The organism is Paraburkholderia sp. GAS42 (assembly GCF_050436565.1).
In the GTDB taxonomy this organism is placed as follows: Bacteria; Pseudomonadota; Gammaproteobacteria; order Burkholderiales; family Burkholderiaceae; genus Paraburkholderia.
Genome location: NZ_JBNDML010000014.1, coordinates 100509 through 123870 on the forward strand (window position 1 = coordinate 100509; position 23362 = coordinate 123870).

The 23362-nt window shown below is 63.7% G+C and carries 17 protein-coding genes; 10 read left to right on the forward strand and 7 right to left on the reverse strand.

Going from position 1 to position 23362, the window contains the following annotated elements; genetic code table 11:
• Nucleotides 1–8: 8 nt before the first annotated feature.
• Both metG and P3T16_RS21000 read right to left on the reverse strand, forming a co-directional pair.
• On the reverse strand, nucleotides 9–2168 hold the full coding sequence (gene metG / locus P3T16_RS20995; protein WP_429343701.1) for a methionine--tRNA ligase: 2160 nt from the start codon (nucleotides 2166–2168) through the stop codon (nucleotides 9–11).
• A 427-nt stretch (nucleotides 2169–2595) separates the two neighbouring features.
• The gene (locus P3T16_RS21000) at nucleotides 2596–3255 is read right to left on the reverse strand and encodes an OmpA family protein (protein WP_429257834.1); all 660 of its coding nucleotides are present in this window, start codon (nucleotides 3253–3255) and stop codon (nucleotides 2596–2598) included.
• 264 nt (nucleotides 3256–3519) lie between these two features.
• On the opposite strand from P3T16_RS21000, the gene apbC reads away from it, so the two are divergent.
• The 5 genes from apbC (at nucleotide 3520) to P3T16_RS21025 (ending at nucleotide 9148) form a co-directional block, all read left to right on the forward strand.
• Nucleotides 3520–4608 carry an iron-sulfur cluster carrier protein ApbC gene (gene apbC, locus P3T16_RS21005; protein WP_429257835.1) on the forward strand — a complete coding sequence of 363 codons (1089 nt, stop codon included), beginning with the start codon at nucleotides 3520–3522 and terminating at the stop codon, nucleotides 4606–4608.
• Between the two features lie 161 nt (nucleotides 4609–4769).
• Nucleotides 4770–5303 (forward strand): superoxide dismutase family protein, encoded by a 534-nt coding sequence (locus tag P3T16_RS21010; RefSeq protein WP_429257836.1) that lies wholly within the window; start codon nucleotides 4770–4772, stop codon nucleotides 5301–5303.
• A gap of 193 nt (nucleotides 5304–5496) precedes the next feature.
• Nucleotides 5497–6066, forward strand: coding sequence for a dCTP deaminase (gene dcd, locus P3T16_RS21015; protein ID WP_429257837.1), 570 nt, complete (start codon nucleotides 5497–5499; stop codon nucleotides 6064–6066).
• An 83-nt stretch (nucleotides 6067–6149) separates the two neighbouring features.
• A complete protein-coding gene (locus P3T16_RS21020) occupies nucleotides 6150–8438 on the forward strand; it encodes an Orn/Lys/Arg decarboxylase N-terminal domain-containing protein (RefSeq protein WP_429257838.1) in 2289 nt (762 codons plus the stop codon).
• A gap of 59 nt (nucleotides 8439–8497) precedes the next feature.
• Nucleotides 8498–9148 (forward strand): lysozyme inhibitor LprI family protein, encoded by a 651-nt coding sequence (locus tag P3T16_RS21025; RefSeq protein ID WP_429258028.1) that lies wholly within the window; start codon nucleotides 8498–8500, stop codon nucleotides 9146–9148.
• Nucleotides 9149–9220: 72 nt separating this feature from the next.
• Here the strand turns inward: P3T16_RS21025 and P3T16_RS21030 are convergent, their stop codons facing one another.
• The 3 genes from P3T16_RS21030 to P3T16_RS21040 form a co-directional block, all read right to left on the reverse strand.
• A complete protein-coding gene (locus P3T16_RS21030; protein WP_429343702.1) occupies nucleotides 9221–10144 on the reverse strand; it encodes a bestrophin family protein in 924 nt (307 codons plus the stop codon).
• Nucleotides 10145–10603: 459 nt separating this feature from the next.
• Entirely contained in the window at nucleotides 10604–12010 is a 1407-nt protein-coding gene (gene argH / locus P3T16_RS21035; protein ID WP_429343703.1) for an argininosuccinate lyase, read from the reverse strand.
• A 150-nt stretch (nucleotides 12011–12160) separates the two neighbouring features.
• Complete coding sequence (locus P3T16_RS21040; RefSeq protein WP_429343704.1) at nucleotides 12161–12976, reverse strand: helix-turn-helix transcriptional regulator; 816 nt, start codon at nucleotides 12974–12976, stop codon at nucleotides 12161–12163.
• 177 nt (nucleotides 12977–13153) lie between these two features.
• Here P3T16_RS21040 and P3T16_RS21045 point away from each other — a divergent pair, with 177 nt between their 5' ends.
• Nucleotides 13154–13906 (forward strand): class I SAM-dependent methyltransferase, encoded by a 753-nt coding sequence (locus P3T16_RS21045; RefSeq protein ID WP_429343705.1) that lies wholly within the window; start codon nucleotides 13154–13156, stop codon nucleotides 13904–13906.
• 135 nt (nucleotides 13907–14041) lie between these two features.
• Here the strand turns inward: P3T16_RS21045 and ppc are convergent, their stop codons facing one another.
• Nucleotides 14042–16999 carry a phosphoenolpyruvate carboxylase gene (gene ppc / locus P3T16_RS21050; RefSeq protein ID WP_429343767.1) on the reverse strand — a complete coding sequence of 986 codons (2958 nt, stop codon included), beginning with the start codon at nucleotides 16997–16999 and terminating at the stop codon, nucleotides 14042–14044.
• 124 nt (nucleotides 17000–17123) lie between these two features.
• Between ppc and P3T16_RS21055 the strand changes: the two genes are divergently transcribed.
• The 4 genes from P3T16_RS21055 to P3T16_RS21070 all read left to right on the forward strand — a co-directional run bounded on the left by P3T16_RS21055 (nucleotide 17124) and on the right by P3T16_RS21070 (nucleotide 21825).
• Nucleotides 17124–17267 (forward strand): hypothetical protein, encoded by a 144-nt coding sequence (locus tag P3T16_RS21055; protein WP_429343706.1) that lies wholly within the window; start codon nucleotides 17124–17126, stop codon nucleotides 17265–17267.
• A gap of 357 nt (nucleotides 17268–17624) precedes the next feature.
• Entirely contained in the window at nucleotides 17625–18605 is a 981-nt protein-coding gene (gene hemC / locus P3T16_RS21060; protein WP_429343707.1) for a hydroxymethylbilane synthase, read from the forward strand.
• Nucleotides 18605–20632, forward strand: a complete 2028-nt coding sequence (gene hemDX, locus P3T16_RS21065; RefSeq protein WP_429343708.1) for a fused uroporphyrinogen-III synthase HemD/membrane protein HemX — start codon at nucleotides 18605–18607, stop codon at nucleotides 20630–20632. The genes hemC and hemDX overlap by 1 nt, the downstream gene beginning before the upstream one ends.
• A 2-nt stretch (nucleotides 20633–20634) precedes the next feature.
• Entirely contained in the window at nucleotides 20635–21825 is a 1191-nt protein-coding gene (locus tag P3T16_RS21070; protein WP_429343709.1) for a heme biosynthesis protein HemY, read from the forward strand.
• 110 nt (nucleotides 21826–21935) lie between these two features.
• Here P3T16_RS21070 and P3T16_RS21075 read toward each other — a convergent pair whose 3' ends face one another.
• On the reverse strand, nucleotides 21936–23255 hold the full coding sequence (locus P3T16_RS21075) for an MFS transporter (RefSeq protein WP_429343710.1): 1320 nt from the start codon (nucleotides 23253–23255) through the stop codon (nucleotides 21936–21938).
• Nucleotides 23256–23362: the final 107 nt, after the last annotated feature.

Sequence of the window (23362 nt, forward strand, 5' to 3'; positions counted from 1 at the left end):
AGCTTGTTTCACTTCACGCGCATGCCGGGCTTCGCGCCGCTGTCCGGCTCGAGCACGTAGATGCCCGGTTCGGCCTTCTCGTCAGCCGCCGACGCCGCCAGCACCATCCCTTCGGACAGACCAAACTTCATCTTGCGCGGCGCGAGATTCACGACCATCACCGTTAGCTTGCCGACCAGCTGCTCCGGTTGATACGCCGACTTGATGCCCGAAAACACGTTGCGCGTTTTGTCTTCGCCGACGTCGAGCGTCAGTTGCAGCAGCTTGTCCGACCCATCGACCGCGCGGCAGTCGACGATCCTGGCGATACGCAGGTCGATCTTCGCGAAGTCGTCGATCGAGATGACACCGGAATCGTCCGCGTCGGCCTTGTTCTCGGCCTTGCCGTTCGCCACGGCGGCTTTCACCTTTGCTTTGGCTTTGGCCTTTTCGTCCGCGGTGGGCGCACCGGTTTCGGTGGCCTGCAGCGAGTCACGATTCGCTTCGAGCAGCGCGTCGATCTGCTTCGGATCGACGCGCGTCATCAGATGTTTGTACGCGTTGATGGCGCGCTCCGAGCTCAGCGGCACGCTCGCATCCGACCACTTGAGCGGCTCGATGCCAAGGAACGCTTCAACGGCTTCGGCGAGCTTCGGCAGCACCGGCTTGAGCGCCAGCGACAGCAGGCGGAATGCCTCGACGCTGACCGAGCAGGTTTCGTGCAGCGCGACCGCGTTCGCCGGGTCTTTCGCCTGATCCCACGGCTTGGCGGTGTCCACGTACGCATTCACCGTGTCCGCGAGTTCCATGGTCTGGCGCAGCGCGCGGCTGTACTCGCGTGCCTCGTAGTTCGCCGCGATCTGCGGAATCGCCGCGCGCAGCGTCGCGAGCAGCGGATGCTGCATCGCGCTGTCCTGGATGCGGCCGTCGAAACGCTTGATCAGGAAGCCCGCCGCGCGGCTCGCGATATTCACGTACTTGCCGACGAGGTCGCTGTTCACCCGCGCCTGGAAGTCGTCGAGGTGCAGGTCGAGGTCTTCCATCGTGCTGTTCAGCTTGGCCGCGAAGTAGTAACGCAGCCATTCCGGGTTCAGGCCGGTGTCGATGACGCTTTGTGCGGTGATGAACGTGCCGCGCGACTTCGACATCTTCGCGCCGTCGACCGTCAGGAAGCCGTGTGCGAACACGTTGGTCGGCGTGCGATGGCCCGAGAATTCGAGCATCGCCGGCCAGAACAGCGTGTGGAAATAGAGGATGTCCTTGCCGATAAAGTGATACTGCTCGGTCGTCGACCCTTTGCGTGTCCACGCGTCGAAATCGATACCGCGCTTTTCCGCGAGATTCTTGAAGCTCGCGTAATAGCCGACCGGCGCGTCGAGCCACACGTAGAAGTACTTGCCGGGCGCGCCTGGAATCTCGAAGCCGAAGTAGGGCGCGTCGCGCGAAATGTCCCAGTCGGCGAGTTTCGCCTCACCCGAATCGCCGAGCCACTCGCGCATCTTGTTGGTCGCTTCCGGCTGCGCCAGACCGCCGACCCAGTCGCGCAGGAAGTTCTCGCAGCGCGGATCGGACAGGCGGAAGAAATAGTGCGTCGACGTCTTGCGGATCGGCGTGGCGCCGGAAACGACCGAATACGGGTTGATCAGTTCGGTTGGCTGGTAGGTCGAGCCACACACTTCACAGCTGTCGCCGTACTGGTCTTTCGCGCCGCACTTCGGGCATTCGCCCTTGATGAAACGGTCCGGCAGGAACATTTCCTTGACCGGATCGTATGCCTGTTCGATGTCGCGGGCTTCGATCAGGCCGGCTTCGCGCAGCGCTACGTACACCGATTCGCTCAGGACGCGGTTCTCTTCCGAGTCAGTTGAATAGTAGTTGTCGAAGGAAATGCCGAAGTTGTCGAAATCGCGCCTGTGTTCCTGCCAGACGCGATCGATCAGCTGCTTCGGCGTGATGCCTTCCTTTTCCGCTCGCAGCATGATCGGCGTGCCATGCGTATCGTCGGCGCCCACGTAGTAGATCTCGTGCCCGTGCATGCGCATCGACCGGACCCAGATGTCCGTCTGGATGTATTCGACCAGGTGGCCAATGTGAATCTGTCCGTTCGCGTACGGCAGTGCGGACGTGACGAGAATCTGGCGACGGCCCGGCGGCGTGCCTGCAGTGAGATCGGTAACGGGTGCTGACATAGGGATTCTGGGGCTTGCGGAAGGACGAAACTTCGATTCTAGCAGGGCAGACCCGTCAGCGCGGGGCTGGCCGGATGGCTGGGGAAGTCGTGGCGACGAACAGGAGAAGCGTCGGGCCGCCGGGCGGCGAAGGGGAAGTGTTGAAACGCGTGGCGGGGCTGAAGAGCTTGCTGCGTGGACGTTCTGCCGAAAACCGGACGCCCAAAAAAAACCGGGGCTAGTGGGCCCCGGAGCAACAACGACAAGAGGAGAATGGTGACGCGGCGGCATCGCCAGCCACGTACCGTAAAGAGAGACAGCAGATTTCCTGCAGAGTTCGAAATATTTTTTGATTCGTTGCCTGAATTGTCGGGGCGGACATTTCATGTTGTCCGGCCCGACTCTCCGGCGGACCAGCCGGCCCGCCGTTTCCCTCGATCAGACGTGGTTACTTCGGCTGCTGACCCGGCTGGGCCATTGCGCGCAGATAGATTTCAACGCGACGGTTCTGGGCGCGGCCGGTTTCCGTGCTGTTGTCGGCGACCGGCTGGGTCGAACCCAGACCCTGTGATGACAGGCGTTGTGCCGCGACGCCGTGCGTCGCGAGGTAGTTCACGACGCTTTGCGCGCGGTTCAACGACAGCGTCTGGTTGTACGCCGGCTGGCCCGTGCTATCCGTATGGCCGACCACCTGCGCGTTCACTTCCGGGCTCTGGGACAGCGTCTGACCGACCTGATCCAGCACCGGCGCGAACGACGGCTTGATCGCGTAGCTGTTGGTATCGAACGTGACCGAGCTCGGGATGTTCAGCTTGAGCGAGCCGTCCGGCTGCTCGGTGATCTGCGTGCCGGTGCCCTTGGTGGCGCCCGACAGCTTGTTGTGAATCGACTGCCAGTTGTAGCCGGCGACGCCGCCGACCGCCGCGCCCACGCCCGCGCCAATCGCCGCGCCCTTTCCGCCGCCGAAGATCGCGCCGAGGCCGGCGCCCGTTGCCGCGCCCACGCCCGTACCGACGGCCGTGTCGGTGCCCTGCTGCGTCGCGCAGCCGGCGAGTAGTGCGCCAGCGACTGCAAACACCGTAAGACGGCTGATGATTTTCATGTTCATTGTGGTTCCTTTCTTCGAAAAAATCGGTCGTCGATGCCCAAAGCAGATTGCCCGGCCCGACAGCGGAAAAGGGTCTTCCGGCAAGGCCTCGCGCCAGCCACTACAATGATGACTAAGCGTACAGCGATTTGGCCCTTCTGAAAGCAGCCGCCGAAGCGTGCCCGGCAAGCCTGTTTTTCGCAATGCCGTGCAACAATTTCTTTCAATTTCAAGCAGCCGGCGAAGCTTCGATTCGACCGTGCCGCAACTGTTCCCGGAGTTTCAATGAGTATTGATCGGGCTTTGGTCGACGCTGCGCTTGCAGCCGTCGCTGACCCTAACACCGGCCGCCCGTTCGCGGCGGCAAAAAACTTCAAGAACGTTTCCATCGATGATGCAACAGTCGGCGTCGATGTGGTACTCGGCTATCCGGCTAAACGTCAGTTCGCAGCGATCGAGGCGCTGGTCGCCGGCGCGCTGCGCCAGGTGCCGGGCGTCGCTCATACGCGGGTGCAGGTCTCGCAGCAGATCGCGGCGCATACGGTACAGCGCGGCGTCAAACTGTTGCCGAATGTGAAGAACATCGTCGCCGTCGCGTCGGGCAAGGGCGGCGTCGGCAAGAGCACGACCGCCGTGAACCTGGCGCTGGCGCTGGCGAGCGATGGCGCATCCGTCGGCATCCTCGATGCGGACATCTACGGCCCGTCGCTGCCGATGATGCTCGGAATCACGGGTCGTCCGGAATCGCCCGACGGCCAGTCGATGAATCCGATGACCGGCCACGGCGTGCAGGCCAACTCGATCGGCTTTCTGGTCGACCAGGACAATCCGATGGTGTGGCGCGGCCCGATGGCCACTTCCGCGCTCGAACAGCTGCTGCGGCAGACGAACTGGCAGGACCTCGACTATCTGATCGTCGACATGCCGCCGGGCACCGGCGATATCCAGCTGACGCTGTCCCAGCGCGTGCCGGTGACGGGCGCGGTGATTGTCACGACGCCGCAGGACATCGCGCTCCTCGACGCGAAGAAGGGCCTCAAGATGTTCGAAAAGGTGGGCATTCCGATTCTCGGCATCGTCGAGAACATGGGCATGCATATCTGCTCGAACTGCGGCCACGAAGAGCACATTTTCGGCGCTGGCGGCGGCGAGCGGATGGGCAGGGAATATGGCGTCGACATGCTCGGCAGCCTGCCGCTCGATATCGCGATCCGCGAGCAGGCCGACTCCGGCCGGCCCACGGTGGTGACCGATCCGGACGGGCGCGTCGCGGAGATTTATCGCTCGATCGCGCGCAAGGTGGCGATCCACATCGCCGAACGCGCACGCGATATGACCTCGAAGTTTCCCAATATCGTCGTGCAGAACACCTGAGCTTTTCCGCGTTGGCGCGCGTCGGCCTGTGCAGCAGGCTGCGTTAGCCATCCGGCAGGTATGTCACATGCGTCAATGCGCGATGCCGGCGCGGTATCATGTCGGCTTCGAAGTCTGGCCGGGCGGCCGCAGGGGCGGTCGCCAGCCGACAAGAGGATCGCATGAGACAACGAATCGACGGACAGGCGGTGCATGCGTTCATCGTCCTGGCTGCCAGCAGCCTGCTTTTGTGCGGCTGCACTTCCTTCCTGAGACCACAGGAAAAACGCGCCGACGCGCAGTTGCTGCCTACCGTCGGCAATCTGGCGCGCGGCACGGTGACGTTCATCGAGCGCTCCGACGGCGTGCAGGTCACGTATAACCTGGCGGGGCTGCCGCCGAACAGCGAGCACGCGCTGCAGGTCCATGAGCGCGGCGACTGCAACGCCGCCGACGGCTCCAGCGCCGGCGCGATCTTCTCACCGGCCGCCGAACGGCTGAAAGCCGGTGCACGCGTCGAGGGCGACCTCGGCAACATTCATGCGGATTCGAACGGCGTGGCAACCGGCTTTATCGTCGCGCCGGACGTGTCGCTCGACGGCGTACGGTCTGTCGTTCAGCGCTCGGTGCTGCTGCATCACGACGCCAGCGACCCGTACGCTTACCCGCAGCATGGCGCGGGCGTTCCGCTCGCCTGCGGGCTGATCCGGCAGTGAAATTCCCCACTACCGGCAGCTTTTGTTCTATCGCGTAAAATGAGCGCCTTTCGTCGGGGGCGCCTGGCCGGGACGCCGTAGCCCGGGACGCCCAGCCCGGCAGTGCGCGTACACCGCCTGCCGGCCAGCCCCCTTGGCTGGCCCATGATCCGGCTTTTTACCTGGCCTTTTATCTGTCACGTAGCGTTCAACTATGACCATCAAATCCGACAAGTGGATCCGGCGCATGGCCGAATCGCACAACATGATCGAGCCGTTTGCGCCCGACCAGGTCCGTGTCTCCGAAGACGGCCGGAAGATCGTCAGCTATGGGACGTCGAGCTACGGCTACGACATCCGCTGCGCCGACGAATTCAAGATCTTCACCAATATCAACTCGACGATCGTCGATCCGAAGAACTTCGACGAGAAATCGTTTGTCGACTTCAAGGGCGACGTCTGCATCATCCCGCCGAACTCGTTCGCGCTGGCGCGCACGGTCGAGTACTTCCGCATTCCGCGCAGCGTCCTGACCGTGTGTCTCGGCAAGTCGACGTATGCGCGCTGCGGGATCATCGTGAATGTGACGCCGTTCGAACCGGAGTGGGAAGGACACGTCACGCTCGAATTCTCAAATACGACACCTTTGCCTGCCAAAATCTACGCGAACGAAGGCGTCGCGCAGGTTCTGTTCTTCGAGAGCGACGAAATTTGTGAAGTGTCGTACGCGGATCGCGGCGGCAAATATCAAGGTCAGCACGGCGTGACGTTGCCTAAAACGTGACGCGCCCAGCGCATTGACTCACCGGCATTTCGGGTGACCGCTGCGCATCAGAAGCAGCGGTCGTTCTTTTTGGAGAATCGCCCATGAAGTTTCGTTTTCCCGTCGTCATCATCGACGAAGATTTCCGCTCCGAGAACATCTCGGGTTCCGGCATCCGGGCACTGGCCGAAGCCATCGAGAAAGAAGGCGCGGAGGTGCTCGGGCTCACGAGCTACGGCGACCTGACCTCGTTCGCGCAGCAGTCGAGCCGTGCGTCGTGCTTCATCCTGTCGATCGACGACGATGAACTGCTGCCGTACGTCGACAACGTCGTGGTCGAGGGCGAGACGCCGGAACTGGCCGCGGCGATCGTCGCGCTGCGCGCGTTCGTGACCGAAGTGCGCCGACGCAACGCCGACATCCCGATCTTCCTGTACGGCGAGACGCGCACGTCGCGCCACCTGCCGAACGATATCCTGCGCGAACTGCACGGCTTCATCCACATGTTCGAGGACACGCCGGAATTCGTCGCGCGCCACATCATCCGTGAAGCAAAGGTTTATCTCGATTCGCTGGCGCCGCCGTTCTTCAAGGAACTGGTGCAGTACGCGGAAGAAGGCTCGTATTCGTGGCACTGCCCGGGGCACTCGGGCGGCGTTGCGTTCCTGAAGAATCCGCTGGGGCAGATGTTCCACCAGTTCTTCGGCGAGAACATGCTGCGCGCGGACGTCTGTAATGCCGTCGATGAACTCGGCCAGTTGCTCGATCACACGGGGCCGGTCGCGGCATCCGAGCGCAACGCGGCGCGCATCTTCAGCGCGGATCATCTGTTTTTCGTGACGAACGGCACGTCGACGTCGAACAAGATCGTGTGGCACGCCACGGTCGCGCCGGGCGACATCGTGCTCGTGGACCGTAACTGCCACAAGTCGATCCTGCACGCGATCACGATGACGCACGCGATCCCCGTGTTCCTCACGCCGACGCGCAATAACTTCGGCATCATCGGGCCGATTCCCCGCGACGAGTTCAAGCCGGAAAACATCCGCAAGAAGATCGAGGCGAATCCGTTCGCGCGTGAAGCGCTTGCGAAGAACCCGAACCTGAAGCCGCGCATTCTGACGATCACGCAGAGCACGTACGACGGCGTGATCTACAACGTCGAGATGATCAAGGACCTGCTGGGCGATCTGCTCGACACGCTGCACTTCGACGAAGCGTGGCTGCCGCACGCCGAATTCCACGAGTTCTATCAGGACATGCACGCGATCGGCGCGGGCCGTCCGCGCACCGGCGCGCTCGTGTTCGCGACGCACTCGACGCACAAGCTGCTCGCCGGCATCTCGCAGGCTTCGCAGATCGTCGTGCAGGACAGCGAGAACAGCACGTTCGACCGCCATCGTTTCAACGAAGCGTATCTGATGCACACATCGACGAGCCCGCAGTACGCGATCATCGCGTCGTGCGATGTGGCGGCTGCGATGATGGAGCCGCCGGGCGGCACGGCGCTGGTGGAGGAATCGATCGCGGAGGCGCTGGATTTTCGCCGCGCGATGCGCAAGGTCGATGCCGAATACGGCGACGAGTGGTTCTTCAAGGTATGGGGCCCGGAAGAGCTGGCCGAGGAAGGCATCGGCTCGCGCGAAGACTGGATGCTGCGTCCGAACGACCGCTGGCACGGCTTCGGCCCGCTCGCCGAAGGCTTCAACATGCTCGACCCGATCAAGGCGACGATTGTCACGCCGGGTCTGGATGTGGACGGCGATTTCGGCGAGTCCGGCATTCCGGCTGCGATCGTGACGAAGTATCTGGCCGAGCACGGCATCATCGTCGAGAAGACCGGGCTGTATTCGTTCTTCATCATGTTCACGATCGGCATCACGAAGGGCCGCTGGAACTCGATGGTCACCGAACTCCAGCAGTTCAAGGACGACTACGACAACAATCAGCCGCTGTGGCGCGTGCTGCCGGAGTTCGTCGCGCATCATCCGATGTACGAGCGCATTGGCCTGCGCGATCTGTGCGAGCAGATTCACAGCGTCTATCGTGCAAACGACATCGCGCGCCTGACGACCGAGATGTATCTGTCGAGCATGGAACCGGCGATGAAGCCGTCGGATGCATTTGCAAAGCTGGCGCATCGCGAGATCGACCGGGTACCGATCGACGAACTCGAAGGCCGCGTGACGTCGATTTTGCTCACGCCGTATCCGCCGGGCATTCCCTTGCTGATTCCGGGCGAGCGCTTCAACAAGACGATCGTCAGCTACCTGCGGTTCGCGCGCGAGTTCAACGAGCGTTTCCCGGGCTTCCATACGGATATCCACGGACTGGTGGGTGAGATGATCAACGGGCGCATCGAGTACTTCGTCGATTGCGTCCGCGTCGAGTGAAGGGGCGTTTGAGGCCGGCGGCGCGCGCGTGGTGGTGCGTCGCTGGGGCCGTGTTCGCGATGCTGTCTGGCGCGGCGCGCGCTGAAGTCGCAGCGGCCGATCCGATCGATGCTTCGATGCGGACGTGTCTGGCACGTAGCGACATGTCGTCGACGGCGGGGCAGGTGCAATGTATGGAGACGGCGCGGGCGGCGTGGCAATCCGCGTCTGACCTCGCGTTCCAGCAGCTGCTGGCGAAGACGCCTGTGGCGGCGCGCAAGGGCTGGGAGCGCAGCCAGCGAAGCTGGAAGGCGTGGCGCGATGCGGAGGCGCCGATGCTGGCGGCGGTGTTCGCGACGACGCACGGTACGATGTACGTGATGTTCGAGGCGGACATGCAATTGCAGCCGGTACGTGACCGCGCGCTGGGCTTGCGCAGCGCCGCTGCGAACGCGGACGGTGCCAGCGGCAACAAACCGGCGATGCGCCTGCGTGCGTGCTCACAGGATGCGCAATGCGCGCATGCGAACCGTGACCTGAACCGTTACTACCAGCGTTTGCACACAGAGATGCCGTCACGTATCCGTCCGACGCTCGTGCGCGCGCAACGCGCGTGGCTCGGCTTCCGTGACGCGACGACGCCGCTGATCGACGAACGCGGGCGCATCGATATGATCGGCGCGCGGGTGGCGACGTTGAAGCGGCTGTCGGAGACGGTGGGTAACGACTGAGGCGTGGGGTTTGAGGCGGAAGACGGCCTGCCCGCCTCCGCGCTCCACGTCCCCAAGCAGCACGCCACCGGGTCAACTGAACGTGAAAGGATCCGGCTGCGGCGCGCTCGTGGCGAGCGCTGGCTCGCCGAGCAGATCGCGCGTGGCATCTTCGATGAACGCGGACATGGCATCGAGCGCGAGGTCGTTGTCTTCGGTGCCGAATGGTTCTTCGATTTGCGACGCGATGGCTTCGAGCGCCATGAAGGTGTACGCGACGAACACCGAGAAGACTGGCGTGAAGTTGCCGATGCTATCCACGAGTCCGAACGGCAGCGCCGCGCAGAAGAAATAGACCGTACGGTGAATCATGACCGAGTACGCGAACGGCAGCGGCGTGGAGGCGATGCGCTCGCAGCCGCCGACCACATCCGAAAGACCATTCAGATTGCGATCGAAGGCGAGGGCCGCCCATGCATCGAGCGTGCCTTCGCGCGTACGCAATTGCACCCACTCTCCGAGCCAGAGCATGATCGTCGCGGGACGATAGCGTGCCGCCAACACGCGTTCGAGGAGCGGCGAAGGCAGACGCGTGGCGAGGTCATTCCGTGGATCGGTCTGTCTCAACTGGTGGCGCAGCGCATGTGGAAACGCACCGAGAATGCGGACGAAAAGCCGGGTCTCGTCGACGCTGACCGCATCGCGGGGCAGCGTGAGTGCCTGCCGGGTCAGCGAGCGTGATTCGTTGAGCAGTTGCCCCCACAGCTTGCGCGCTTCCCAGTATCGATCGTAGCTGGCGTTGTTACGGAACCCGAGGAACACGGCGAGCGCGATTCCGACGAGTGAAAACGGCGTGGGGCTGAGATCGACGGTGACTTTGAGGACACGGTCGTGGGACGCGACGGCGACGACGGAGATGCAGAAGATGAGAAAGAGCCGCGGCAGCAGTTCTGGCAGCACGGATCCTTTCCACGCGAGGAGCATGCGAAACCAGTGGAGGCGTGGGCGAACGATCATGGCTGATGGCAACGACTCGGTGGCGACGATCCTGCATTATCGCGAAAACATGTGCCGACGGGTTCAAAGGCGGCGAATGGCCGCACGAAGCGGCTTACTGGTCGGCGACGCACGAAGTGCGGAGTCGGATGGATGAGTGCTGTGTCAACAAAGGTTGCTGTGCGAGGGACGGTCTCGCGCGCGGACCCATATTGCGTGAAGTGCGATGGCGACACTTCATGGGTTGCCATTCGCGGTTACCGACGCAACCTGGAAGCTCTGAGTTCTCGAAGCGCCTTTCTTTTGCCTACTTTTCTTTGGAAGACAAAGAAAAGTAGGTGCCGCCCCGCACAGGGGCGACGCAAATAGACCGACACCAACACAAGGAAAGGCCAAAGAGGAAAGGCCAAAGAAAAAAGGCGGACTCCAAAAAGGACCCGCCTCAATCAAAAACAAGCCCGCGCGGCAAACGCAAAAGTCTTAACCCAAACCAGCCCGCGCAGCCTTAACAGCCAGAACAACCTGCTCCGGCGCGGTGCCGCCGGGATGATTCCGACTACCGACAGACCCTTCAAGCGTGAGGTACTCAAAAACATCTTCACCGATAAGGTGAGCGACATTAGACAATTCAGCCCGCATCTCATCGAGCGAAAGATCGGCCAGATCACACCCACGATCGACGCAAACGCGAACAGCAAGCGCAACAGCCTCATGCGCATCACGGAAAGGCAGCCCGCGTTTAACCAGATAATCCGCCAGATCAGTCGCAGTAGAAAACCCTTGAAGCGCAGCATCCCGCATAGCCGCAGGCTTCACAGAAATCCCGGCGACCATCTCGGCAAAAATCCGCAACGTATCGGCCACCGTATCGACAGTATCGAACAGCGGCTCCTTATCTTCCTGATTGTCCTTGTTGTACGCGAGCGGTTGACCTTTCATCAGCGTCAGCAGCGCCATCAAATGCCCATTCACGCGCCCGGTCTTGCCACGGGCAAGCTCAGGCACATCGGGATTCTTCTTCTGCGGCATGATCGACGACCCGGTGCAGAACCGGTCGGCAAGATCGATAAACCCGACGCGCGGGCTCATCCACAGAACGAGCTCTTCAGAAAACCGCGACACGTGCGTCATCACCAGCGCCGAAGCCGCAGTAAATTCAATCGCGAAATCACGATCAGAAACTGCATCGAGAGAATTCGCGCAGATGCCATCGAACCCAAGCGTCTTTGCGACTGCATGACGATCGATCGGATAGCTCGTCCCAGCCAGCGCAGCCGCGCCCAGCGGCAGACGGTTCACGCGCGTACGGCAATCGCGCATCCGCTCGGTATCGCGCGTAAACATTTCGACGTAGGCGAGCAGGTGATGACCAAACGTCACCGGCTGTGCAACCTGCAAATGCGTAAAGCCAGGCATGATCGTCGCGGCATTCTGCTCGGCGAGATCGATCAGCGCACCGCGCAGATCCTTCAGCAACCCGCCGATACGATCGATCTCGCCACGCAGCCACAGACGGATATCGGTCGCGACCTGATCGTTACGCGAGCGGCCCGTATGCAGACGCTTGCCCGCATCGCCGATCAGCGCCGTCAGGCGCGCTTCGATGTTCAGGTGGACGTCTTCCAGGTCGAGTTGCCACTCGAATTCGCCGCGCTCGATTTCACCCTTGATCTGCGCCATGCCGCGCTGGATCGCAGCGAGGTCGTCGGCGGCGATGATCTTCTGCGCCGCCAGCATCGAAGCGTGCGCGAGCGAGCCTTCGATATCGACCAGCGCCAGACGCTTGTCGAAGAAAACCGACGACGTATAGCGTTTGACGAGTTCCGACATCGGCTCCGAGAACCGTGCCGACCAGGCTTCGCCTTTTTTGTGCAGTTGGGACGTCATGATGTTTGGCAGTGGAGAGACGGTGAAAGGCGGGCGACCTGAGCATACGTCGCCGGTAAGAAAAGACTCAAACGAGACAGCGATTTTAGCATCCGGCGGCGGCACGGCCAGCGCGCTCGCGCCGGCGGTGAGCTTCGCCGCCGGCGCGCGTTACATGCGCACCAGTACAACCAGCTTCAGGTCCTCGCGATGCGCGGGCTTGAACGTCATCTGGTCGTAGACGACGCGGCCGTGGCGCGGATGGTTGAACTCGCGCCGTCCACCTTCGCGTCCGCCGACATCCTGCGACGCCCAGAAGCGCGCGAACGCGTCGCTCGCGGCGCTCAGCGAATCGATCAGCGTACGGGTTGGCGCTTCGTTCAGATGGCGGATCGAATCTGCCCGAAACTCGGCGGCGAGCCGCCTCGCGCGCGGTTCCCAGTCGGCGATCAGTTCGCGCGCACCAGGCTCCGTGAACGTGAAGCGCAGCAGGTTGCGGTCATGTTCACCATCGAGCCAGCCGACGAACAGGTCCGCCGCCCGCGCATTCCACGCGAGCGCATTCCACTGGCGGTCGAGCACATAGGCCGGCGCGTCGATCAGCTGGACGGTTTCGAGCAGCCGCGCGGGCGCGTCGGCGGCGGCCGGGTCCGGCTCGGCGGGATCGCGCTGTGCGGCGAGCTCGAACAGATACGCCCGTTCGGCGCGGGACAGTTGCAGCGCGACGGCGATGCGCGCGAGCGCATCGGCCGAAGCCGACACCGGCCGGCCCTGTTCGATCCACGTGTACCAGGTCGGGCTGACGCCACACAACTGCGCCACTTCCTCGCGCCGCAAACCGGGCGTGCGACGGCGCGGGCCGGGCGGCAGGCCGACCGCCTGCGGCGACAGCCGCTCGCGGTGCGCACGGATGAAATCGCCCAGTGCGCGGGCAGGCGTGGCGTCGAGCGGTGGCGGAGACAGTTCGGATGAAGACGGCCGGGTCATCGTGTGTGAGGGAGGCGGGTGGTATTAATACTGGAATAATTGCTTGACTTGTACCAGTACAGAGCGGGCTCTATTGTAGCGGCAGGAACGGCAAAAACCGCATCGGCGCGCCGCTTCCTGACGTTTTCCCGCGAACAATACGATCCAAACCGCCTCAACCCCGAAGAGGAGCATCCCATGAAGCATCACGATCAGGTCGCCGACGCATTCGGCTCCACCGCCGCCGCTTATCTGACGAGTCACGTGCACGCGACGGGCGCCGATCTGCAGACGCTGGCCGCTGCCATTCAGGCGACGCCTGGCGCGACCGTGCTCGACATGGGCTGCGGCGCGGGTCACGCGAGTTTTGCGGTGGCGCCGCACGCGAAGTCGGTCGTCGCGTATGACATCGCGCCGCAGATGCTCGAAACCGTCGCCGCCGCCGCGCGTCAACGCGGGCTCGACACGATCCGCACGCAGCAGGGCGCGGCGGAAACACTGCCGTTCGCCGACGCGTCGTTCGACTGGGTCATCAGCCGCATGAGCGCGCACCACTGGCACGACGTGCCGCAGGCGCTTAAGGAAGTGCGTCGCGTGCTGAAGCCAGGCGGCCAGGTGCTGTTCATCGATATCGCCGGCAGTGACCATCCGTTGCTCGACACGCATATTCAGGCGATTGAACTGCTGCGCGACGGTTCGCATATCCGCGACTATCGCAGCGACGAATGGGTCGCGCTGTTCGAAGCAGCGGGATTCAGGGCGTCGATTCGCGAGCGCTGGCGCCTGCCGATCGAATTCGATGCGTGGGTCAAGCGAATGCGCACGCCGCAGCAGCGCGTCATTGCGATCCAGTCGGTCTGGTCCAGTGCGCCGGACGAGGTGCGTCAGTATTTCAATGTGCAGGACGACGGTTCTTTCGAACTCGATGCGTTGATGATCGAGGCTCGCTAACCGGCGGAGAGAAGGGCGATTCGCAACCCGAAGGCGCCAGAAACAAAAAGGGCACGCGATCCGATAAACCAGATTGCGTGCCCGTCGAACCAAAGCGCATCAAACCAGACCAAGCCACACCAGAAGTCAGGCCGGTCAGCCCGTATTGCGCAGCCCCGCGGCAATACCGTTGATCGTCAGATGAATCCCGCGCCGCAGACGCGCATTCCGGTCACCCGCGCGGTGGCGCTTGAGCAGTTCCACCTGCAGGTGATTCAGCGGATCGAGATACGGGAAGCGGTTCTTGATCGAACGCGCGAGCAGCGGGTTATCGGCGAGCCGCTCGCTCTTGCCGGTGATTTCCGACAGCACCTTCGACGTGCGTTCCCATTCCGCGACGATGCGCTCGAACACGTGCTTGCGCAGCTTCTTGTCGGTCACGAGCTGTGCGTAGCGCGATGCGACCGCGAGGTCGGTCTTCGCCAGCACCATGTCCATGTTCGACAGCAGGTTCGAGAAGAACGGCCACGTCTTGTGCATCTTCTTCAGCAGCGAAAGACGGCGTGCGCGTTCGGCATCGGTCGGCGCGCTGTCCAGATGCGCCGACACCGCGCTGCCGAAGCCATACCAGCCCGTCAGCAGCAGACGGCATTGGCCCCACGAGAAACCCCACGGAATCGCACGCAGATCTTCGATCTTGCGTTGCTTCGGGTCCTGCAGCTTGCGCGATGCCGGACGGCTGCCGATGTTCAGCTCGGCGATTTCCGAAATCGGCGTCGACTCGAAGAAATACTCCTTGAAGCCCGCCGTTTCGTAGACCAGCGCGCGATACGACGCCATCGCCGCATCCGAAAGCTGCTGCATCGTTTCTTCGAAAGCGGGCAACTGGTCGGGCGCGTTGCCGTGCGGCAGCAGCGATGCTTCGAGCGTCGCGGCGACGACCGTTTCCAGATTGCGTCGGCCGATGTCCGGGTTGCCGAATTTGCTCGCGATCACTTCACCCTGTTCGGTGAGACGGATCTGGCCGTCGACCGTGCCCGGAGGTTGCGAGAGGATGGCCTGATACGTCGGGCCACCGCCGCGTCCGACTGTGCCGCCGCGGCCGTGGAAGAGCCGCAGCGTCACGCCGCGTTCGTTGAAGAGCGATACGAGCGCCAGTTCCGCGCGATACAGCTCCCAGTTCGACGTCAGGAAGCCGCCGTCCTTGTTGCTGTCCGAGTAGCCGAGCATGACTTCCTGCTCGCCGCCCTGATGTTCGATCAGCGCGTCGACGCCCGGTAGCGCGATCAGGTCGCGCATGATGTGCGGCGCATTGCGCAGGTCGGGAATCGTCTCGAAGAGCGGAATCACCATCAGGCCCGCTTTCGCCGGATCGTTCGCGTCGCCCAGACGCCCGTGCAGCAGGCCGGTTTCCTTCTGCAGCAACATCACTTCGACGAGATCGCTGACGGTCTCCGTGTGCGAAATGATGTAGTTGCGCACCGCGCGCGCACCGAATTTTTCGCGCGTCACGCGGGCCTCTTCGAGCACGCCGAGCTCGCTCTTCACGAGATCGGAATAGTCGGCGTACGGCAGACGCAATGCGCGCGGCTGCGCGAGTTCGGCGAGCAGCACGGTGAGCTTGTCCGCTTCGGACAGCGCCGCGTAATCCGCTTCGACGCCCGCGCGCTTGAGCAGCTCCGCGATCACCGCTTCGTGCACGTCGGAGCTCTGCCGCAGATCGATGCTCGCCAGATGGAAACCGAACACTTCGGACGCGCGCGCGAGCGGCGACAGGCGCGGCGTTGTCAGCGATGCGCCATGATGCTCGGTGAGCGAATCCATCAGCACATGCAGGTCGCGCGTGAATTCGGCGGCGTCGCCGTACGGTTTCGCACGCACCGGCGCCACGCCGCGGCCCGCGCTGCGCACGGGCACGCTGCCTTCGCCCAGACGCACGCGCGCGCTCGCCGCAAGCCGCGTGTAGATGCCGATCAGCGCGCGGCGATAAGGCTCGTCGGTGCGATGCGGCGACTGGTCGGGCGAGGCGTCGGTCAGTGCTTTCAGCGCGTCGCTCGAACCGGCGAGCAGGTTCGACACGGACAGTTCCGCGCCGAGCTTGTGCACCTGCTCCATGTAGTGCTCGAGGATCACCGCGGCCTGGCGGGTGATCGCGTGCTCGAGCGTTTCTGCCGTCACGTTCGGATTGCCGTCGCGGTCGCCGCCAATCCAGCTGCCCATCTGGAAGAACGGCGGCAGGCGCGCCGGCAGACCGTGTTCGGCGAGCGCGGCTTCGATGTCGGCGTAGAGCGCGGGGATTTCCTCGAGGAAGGTCGCGCGGTAGTACGACAGCGCGTTTTCGATTTCATCGGCGACGGTCAGACGCGAGTCGCGCAGCATCCGCGTCTGCCACAGCGACGTCACACGGGCGCGCAGCATCGTTTCGTTGTGCGCGCGTTCGCGCTCGGTCAACTGCTGGTCGCGCTCGGCGAGCAGATGCGCGATGTCGTGTTCCGCGTCGAGAATGCTCTTGCGCTGCACTTCGGTCGGGTGGGCGGTCAGCACCGGGACGATCAGCGCATCGTTGAAGAACTGCTGCAACACCGGTGTCGGCGCAGCTTCGGCTTCCATCAGGCGTTCGAGCGCGTAGGCCATCGTGCCCGGACGCGGCGCCGCATTGGCCAGCGCGTGGATACGGTGACGGCGATTGCGGTGACGGTCTTCGGCGATGTTCGCGAGGTGCGAGAAGTAGCTGAACGCACGCACGACGCTCACCGTCTGTTCCGGGCTCAGCGTGCGCAGCTTCTTTTCGAGCGTCTGCGCGGCGACGCTGTCGTCTTCGCGACGAAAGCGCACAGCTGTCTGGCGGATCGTTTCGACGACGTCGAATACCGCGTCGCCTTCCTGCTCACGCACGACGTCACCGAGCAGGCGTCCCAGATAGCGGATGTCCTGGAAGAGCGGTTGATCCTTGTCTTCGCGCGTGCGGCCGCCGGATTTCGCGGGCGTCGTTGTTGCAGGCTGTGTAGCGGCTGCAGGCGTGGCGTCTGTCGTGGCGGACCTTGTGGCGGACTTTGCGGCTTTCGCCCGGTCTTTCGCGGAGCCGTTGGCCGACTTTTCAACCGGCTTCGTGATCGCTGTGGCCAGGGCGCCGTCGAGCGCCAGGCGGGCCTTGACTGATTTCAGTGCTTTCGCGGCCTTCTCAGGCGCAACGGATTTGACGGCTTTGCTGGATTTCACGCCTTTAGCGGCTGCCTGGGTGGCTTTGGCTGCTTGGGCAGGTTTCGCATGGGCAGTGGTCACGGCCGAAGAAGCGGTGGGCGATGCAGTGTTGCGGCGGGCAGGGCGCGCCGGTCCGGAAGACGTCACGATGGGTTTCCTCAGGGAAGCCAGGGTCTATTGATGATGAAGAGCGGTTTCAAAACACATGCGCGCGAACTGCGCAGGCGCCACCGCGCGCCGATGAAGAGCGGGCGCGCAACGACACGGAACTGCTGAAACGACAGGCACGCAGGAAGGCACACGAGGAAGGGAAACGCCCATTGCCGCGTGACGCGCCGCAACGCATCATCCCGCATGCCACCGCACGGCGCGCGAACGACCGTACGGGAAGCCTTGGGGCAGATACAGCGGCAGCGCCCGGAACGGGCCTGTCTCCTGCGTCGATGCCACGCCAGTATGGCCATCCGGCCTGTAAAGCGACACTGGCGTGCGTGCTAACATTGATTGTTATTGAACCCCGTCTTCCACTGACCTTGCAATGAATTCCGAGACCCATTCAGCGCTACCCCGCACGCTGGTGATTGCTTCGCGAGAAAGCCGCCTTGCCATGTGGCAGGCCGAACACGTGCGGTGTGCGCTGCACAAATTATATCCATCTTGCGACGTAAAAATCCTCGGAATGACAACACGTGGTGATCAGATTCTCGATCGCACGCTTTCGAAGGTCGGCGGCAAGGGCCTGTTCGTCAAGGAACTGGAGAACGCGCTGGCCGATGGCCGCGCCGATCTGGCCGTCCATTCGCTGAAAGACGTGCCGATGGAACTGCCGGCTGGCTTTGCCCTGTCGACCATCATGGAGCGCGAGGATCCGCGCGACGCGTTTGTCTCGAACATGTATGACTCGCTCGCGGCGTTGCCTGCGGGCAGCGTGGTCGGCACATCCAGTTTGCGGCGCGAAGCGATGTTGCGGGCGCGCTATCCGCAGCTTGTCGTCCAGCCGTTGCGCGGCAATCTGGATACGCGCCTCGCCAAGCTCGATCGCGGCGACTACGCGGCCATCATCCTCGCTGCGGCGGGGTTGAAGCGGCTGGGTCTCGCTGAACGCATCCGCGCGCCGCTCGATCCGGACGACAGCCTGCCCGCAGCCGGGCAGGGCGCGCTCGGCATCGAGATTCGCGAAGATCGCGCCGATCTGGCCGCGTGGCTTGCGCCGCTGCATCACGAACATACGGCGGCGGCGGTTGAGGCCGAGCGCATGGTGTCGCGGATGCTGGGCGGCAGTTGCGAAGTGCCGCTCGCCGCGTATGCGACCTGGCATGACGGCGCGCTGCATCTGCGCGGCATGGTCGCGACGCCTGACGGCCGGCGTGTGCTGAACGCGCATGCGTCCGCACCCGCGCCGACGGTGGGCGCCGCGATCGAACTGGGCCGTGAGGTGGCGGCGTCGCTTGAAAGCCAGGGCGCGCTCGATATTGTCCGGTCGCTGAGTAACGCGAGCGGCAACGTGACCGGCGCGTGATGTCGGCCGGAGCACGCGTCGATCGCCCGGTTGCCAGCGGCGCAGCGGTGGAGGCCGGTTTCACCGTCGTGATCACGCGGCCCGCCGGACAATCGGCGGGGTTGATGGCGGCGCTGTCTGCTGCCGGCGTATCGACGCTTGAATTCCCGTTGATCGACATCGGCGACGTCGAGGATGCGGGCCCGCTGCGCGCGGCGCTGGCCTCGCTCGAAAACTATGCGCTGGCGGTGTTCGTGTCGCCGAACGCGGTCGACCGCGCCTTTGCGCACTACGATGCGATCTGGCCGCATGCGCTGCCGGTTGGCGTCGTCGGGCCGGGAAGTGTGGCGGCGCTGGCGCGGCACGGTGTGGAAGCGCCCGCGTATCGCGTGATCAGCCCGACCGTCGACGCCGACGACGATACCGGCCGTTTCGATTCCGAAGCGCTCTTCACGGCGCTCGAGGCGACGCTCGGCACGGGCGGCTTCGAAGGGCGGCGCGTACTGATCGTGCGCGGCGACGGCGGCCGCGAATGGCTCGCCGACCGTCTGCGTGAAGCGGGCGCACAGGTCGAGACCGTGGCTGCCTACCGGCGGATCGTGCCGGACCCGTCGATCGGTGCGTGGTCGCGGGTGCACGCGTTGCTGTCGGGCGAGCCGCACGCGTGGCTCCTGACGAGTTCGGAAGGCGTGCGCAATCTCGACGAGCTGGCGCGCGAACATCTGACCACCGGCGAGATCGCGCAACTGAAGCGCGTGTCGCTCGTCACGCCACATCCACGCATCGCGCAGACCGCGCGGGGAGTGGGTTTTGATAGGATTACGGTGTCTGGCGCGGGCGATGAGCGTATCGCCCGTGCATTGCTCGCCTCTGCAGCTTCCGTTGCTTCCGTTGTTAAACCGGTACCGTCCAACCCGGCTCACTCACGCATGACAGATTCGAACGATTCCAGAAACGCTTCCATTCCTCCGGCTGCCACGCCTCCGTTGCCGCCGAACCCGCCTTTCACGCCCTATGAAGCGCAGCAGAAACCGCGCAACGTGAGCGGGCCCTTGCTGTGGTTCGTCATCGTCGTGCTGATCTGCGCGGCGGGCGTCGGCGCGTTTGCGCTGAACCGCAAGGTCAACCGGATGGAGCAGCAACTGGCGCAGCGTCAGCAGGCCAACGATGCGCAAACCGCTGCGCTCAATGTGAAGACCGAACAGGCGCTGGCAACGGTGCATCAGTCCGATTCGCAGGTCTCGCAACTCGAAGGCAAACTCGCCGATGCACAGGCGGGACAGCAGGCGCTGCAACAGCAATACGCCGATCTCGCGCGCAACCGCGATGACTGGACGCTTGCTGAAGTCGGGCAGATGCTGTCCGCTGCCAGCCAGCAACTGCAACTCACGGGCAACACGCAACTCGCGCTGTTCGCGCTGCAAAGCGCCGACACGCGTCTCGCCGCATCGGACAGTGCCCAGGTTATCACGGTGCGCAAGGCGATCGCGCAGGACATCGACAAGCTGAAGTCGGCGCCGTCCACCGATCTCACGGGCCTCGCCATCAAGCTCGACAACGCGATCGATATGGTCGATTCGCTGCCGCTTTCCGGCGAAGCGCCGATTGGCCACGCCGCCGCGCATGCCGCTGCCCCGGCTGATTCAACGAAGGTCTCGGCGGCCACGGGCGAGCCACGCTGGAAGGTGTTGTGGCGTCAGTTCACGTCGGGCGTCGGCCAGCAGCTGGCGAGTCTCGTGCAGGTGCGCCGTATCGACAATGCCGACGCGATGCTCGTCTCGCCCGATGAAGGCTACTTCGTGCGCGAAAACCTGAAGCTGCGCCTGCTGTCGGCGCGCCTCGCGCTGCTCGCGCGCAACCAGACCACACTCAAGTCCGACCTTCACGCCGCCGATGCCGCGCTCAGCCGCTACTTCGACAGCTCGTCGAAGCGCGTGCAAACGGTGCGCGGCCTGGTGAAGGACGTCGATACCGGTTCGGCGGCGGTTGAACTGCCGAACCTGAACACGAGCCTGCAGGCTGTCCATCAATACCGGAGCCGGGGTTAATCATGGCTATCCGCGGACTTCTCTGGCTGGCCTTCCTGTTTGCGATCGCGGTTGTGCTGGCGACAGCCGGCCGGTTCGACACCGGTCAGGTGTTGCTCGTCTACCCGCCGTATCGCATCGATATTTCGCTGAACCTGTTTGTCGTCGGTCTGGTTGTCACGTTTATCGTGCTGTACGCACTGATGCGGGCGATCCGCAATATCTGGCGCATGCCGCAGCGTGTCGCCGCCTATCGTGCGCGCTCGCGCGTGGCGAAGGCGCAGGCGGCGTTGCGCGACGCGATCGGCAACCTCTATGCGGGGCGTTTCTCGCGCGCGGAAAAAGCGGCGCGCGATGCGCTGACGAATCCCGACAACAAGGGTGCCGCAGGTCTGATCGCGGCGAATGCGGCGCACCGCATGCACGAATACGCGCGTCGCGACGAATGGCTCGCGCAGATCGACGAGGCGGACTGGCAGGATGCGCGCCTGATGGCCACCGCCGATATGCGCGCCGATGGCCGCGATGCGGACGGCGCACTCGAAGCGTTGAAGCAGATGCAGACGCAGGGTGGCCGGCGTATTCACGCGCAGCAGATCACGTTGCGCGCGCAGCAGCAACTGAAGAACTGGAGCGAAGTGCTGAAGCTCGTCAAGACGCTGGAGAAGCGCGAGGCGATCCATCCGGCCGTGGCGGTGCGCCTGCGTCAGCTGGCGGCGGAGAATCTGTTGCGCGACCGTCGTCATAACGCCGATGCGCTACTCGAACTGTGGCATTCGTTGTCGCCGACCGAGCGGCATTCGCCGCGTCTCGCCGATCTGGCGGCCGAGTTGCTGATCGGCCTGAACCGTCCGAACGACGCGCGCAAGATTGTCGAAGAAGCGCTCGCGCAGAACTGGGACGCGCGTTTGCTGCGTCGCTATCCGGAAACAGCCGGCGGCGATGCATTGCCGCTGATCCAGAAGGCGGAAGCGTGGAAGAACGATCGCCCTGACGATGCCGATCTGCTGTTTGCGCTCGGGCGTCTGTGTCTGCATCAACAACTGTGGGGCAAGGCGCAGTCGTTCCTCGAACAGGCGTTGAAGCTCGCTGATAACGAACCGCTGAAGATCCGCTCGCATCGCGCGCTCGCGAGACTGCACGAGCAGCTTGGCGATGCGGGTAAGGCCAGCGAGCACTATCGGGAAAGTGCGCTGGCGATGAACGTGGTCTAACGGGCTTTAACGCGGTTAGCGGGTGCGTTGACGCTGGATGATCGAAGCCTCCGGGGCGTTGCCTCCGGAGGCTTTTTCTTTATCGGCCGCCAACGGGCCAGAGCGCACTGCTACCGGTTCACCAGCTTTGCCGGCACACTGATCGCGAGCAGGCCGCCGAGAATCATGCATGCGGCCAGCAGGTACATGCCGGAGTCGTTGGCAGCGGTCGCCTGCTTGAGCCAGCCCACCGCATATGGGCTCAGAAAGCCTGCGAGATTACCCAGCGAATTGATCATCGCAATACCGGCCGCGGCGCCGGTCCCGGCGAGAATTGCCGTCGGCAGGCTCCAGAAGAGCGGCAGTGTCGTCAGAATGCCCATCGTCGCCAGGGTGAGGCCGGTCATCGCGAGCAGGGTGTTGTGCGCCCACACCACCGAGAGCACCAACCCCAATGCGCCCGCGAACGCCGGCACGGCGATGTGCCAGCGACGCTCGCGCATGCGGTCGGCGCTTTTCGCGATCAGCACCATCGCGACCACGGCGGCCGCGAACGGAATCGCCGAAAGCAGGCCGATCGAGAACGCGTCGGTGACACCGGTTGCCTTGATGATCGTCGGCAGCCAGAAGCTCACGCCGTACAGGCCCATCACGAACGAGAAATAGATCAGGCTCATCAGCCACACGCGCGGGTTCGACAGCACCCTGGCGACCGGCATGTCGTGCTTGACCGCTTCTTCGGCGGCGACATTGCGTTCGAGCAGTTGCTGCTCTTCCGGCGTCAGCCACGTCGCCTTGCTGATGCGGTCGTCCAGTTTCAGGAACACCCATACGCCGACGAGCACCGACGGAATCCCTTCGAGCAGAAACAGCCACTGCCAGCCGTGCCAGCCGTTCAGGCCGTTGAAGTTCTTCAGGATGTAGCCCGACACGGGGCCGCCGATCACACCGGAGAGCGCGATGGCCGTCATGAACCATGTCGTCATGCGACCGCGCCGGTGCGCCGGATACCAGTACGTGAGATAGAGAATGATGCCGGGGAAGAAACCCGCTTCGGCGAGGCCGAGCAAAAAGCGCATCGCGTAGAACATCGTCGGCGTGGTGACGAACATCGTCAGCATCGAGACGATGCCCCACGTCGCCATGATCCGCGCGATCCACACGCGTGCGCCGACCTTGTGCAGGATGAGGTTGCTGGGAATCTCGAAGATAAAGTAGCCGACGAAGAAGATACCCGCGCCGAAACCGTAGACCGCGTCGCTCAGGTTGAGATCGGCGGTCATCTGCAGCTTTGCAAAGCCGACGTTGACGCGATCGAGATACGCGACGACGTAGCAGAGCATCAGAAGCGGCGTGAGCCGCCAGGCCACCTTGCGGTACGTCGCCTCTTCGAAGGTGGAAGGCGGCGCGCCGGCGCCGGGGGCGTGCAGCGGATTCGCGGGACTGGCCATGGTGTCTCCTCGTTCGTTCTACGTAGATAGAAGTGCCGCGTTTCGCGCATTCTATACGTGGTTCAAACGAAATCCGGACCGCCGAAGTCGGGGAAAACACCGAGGCG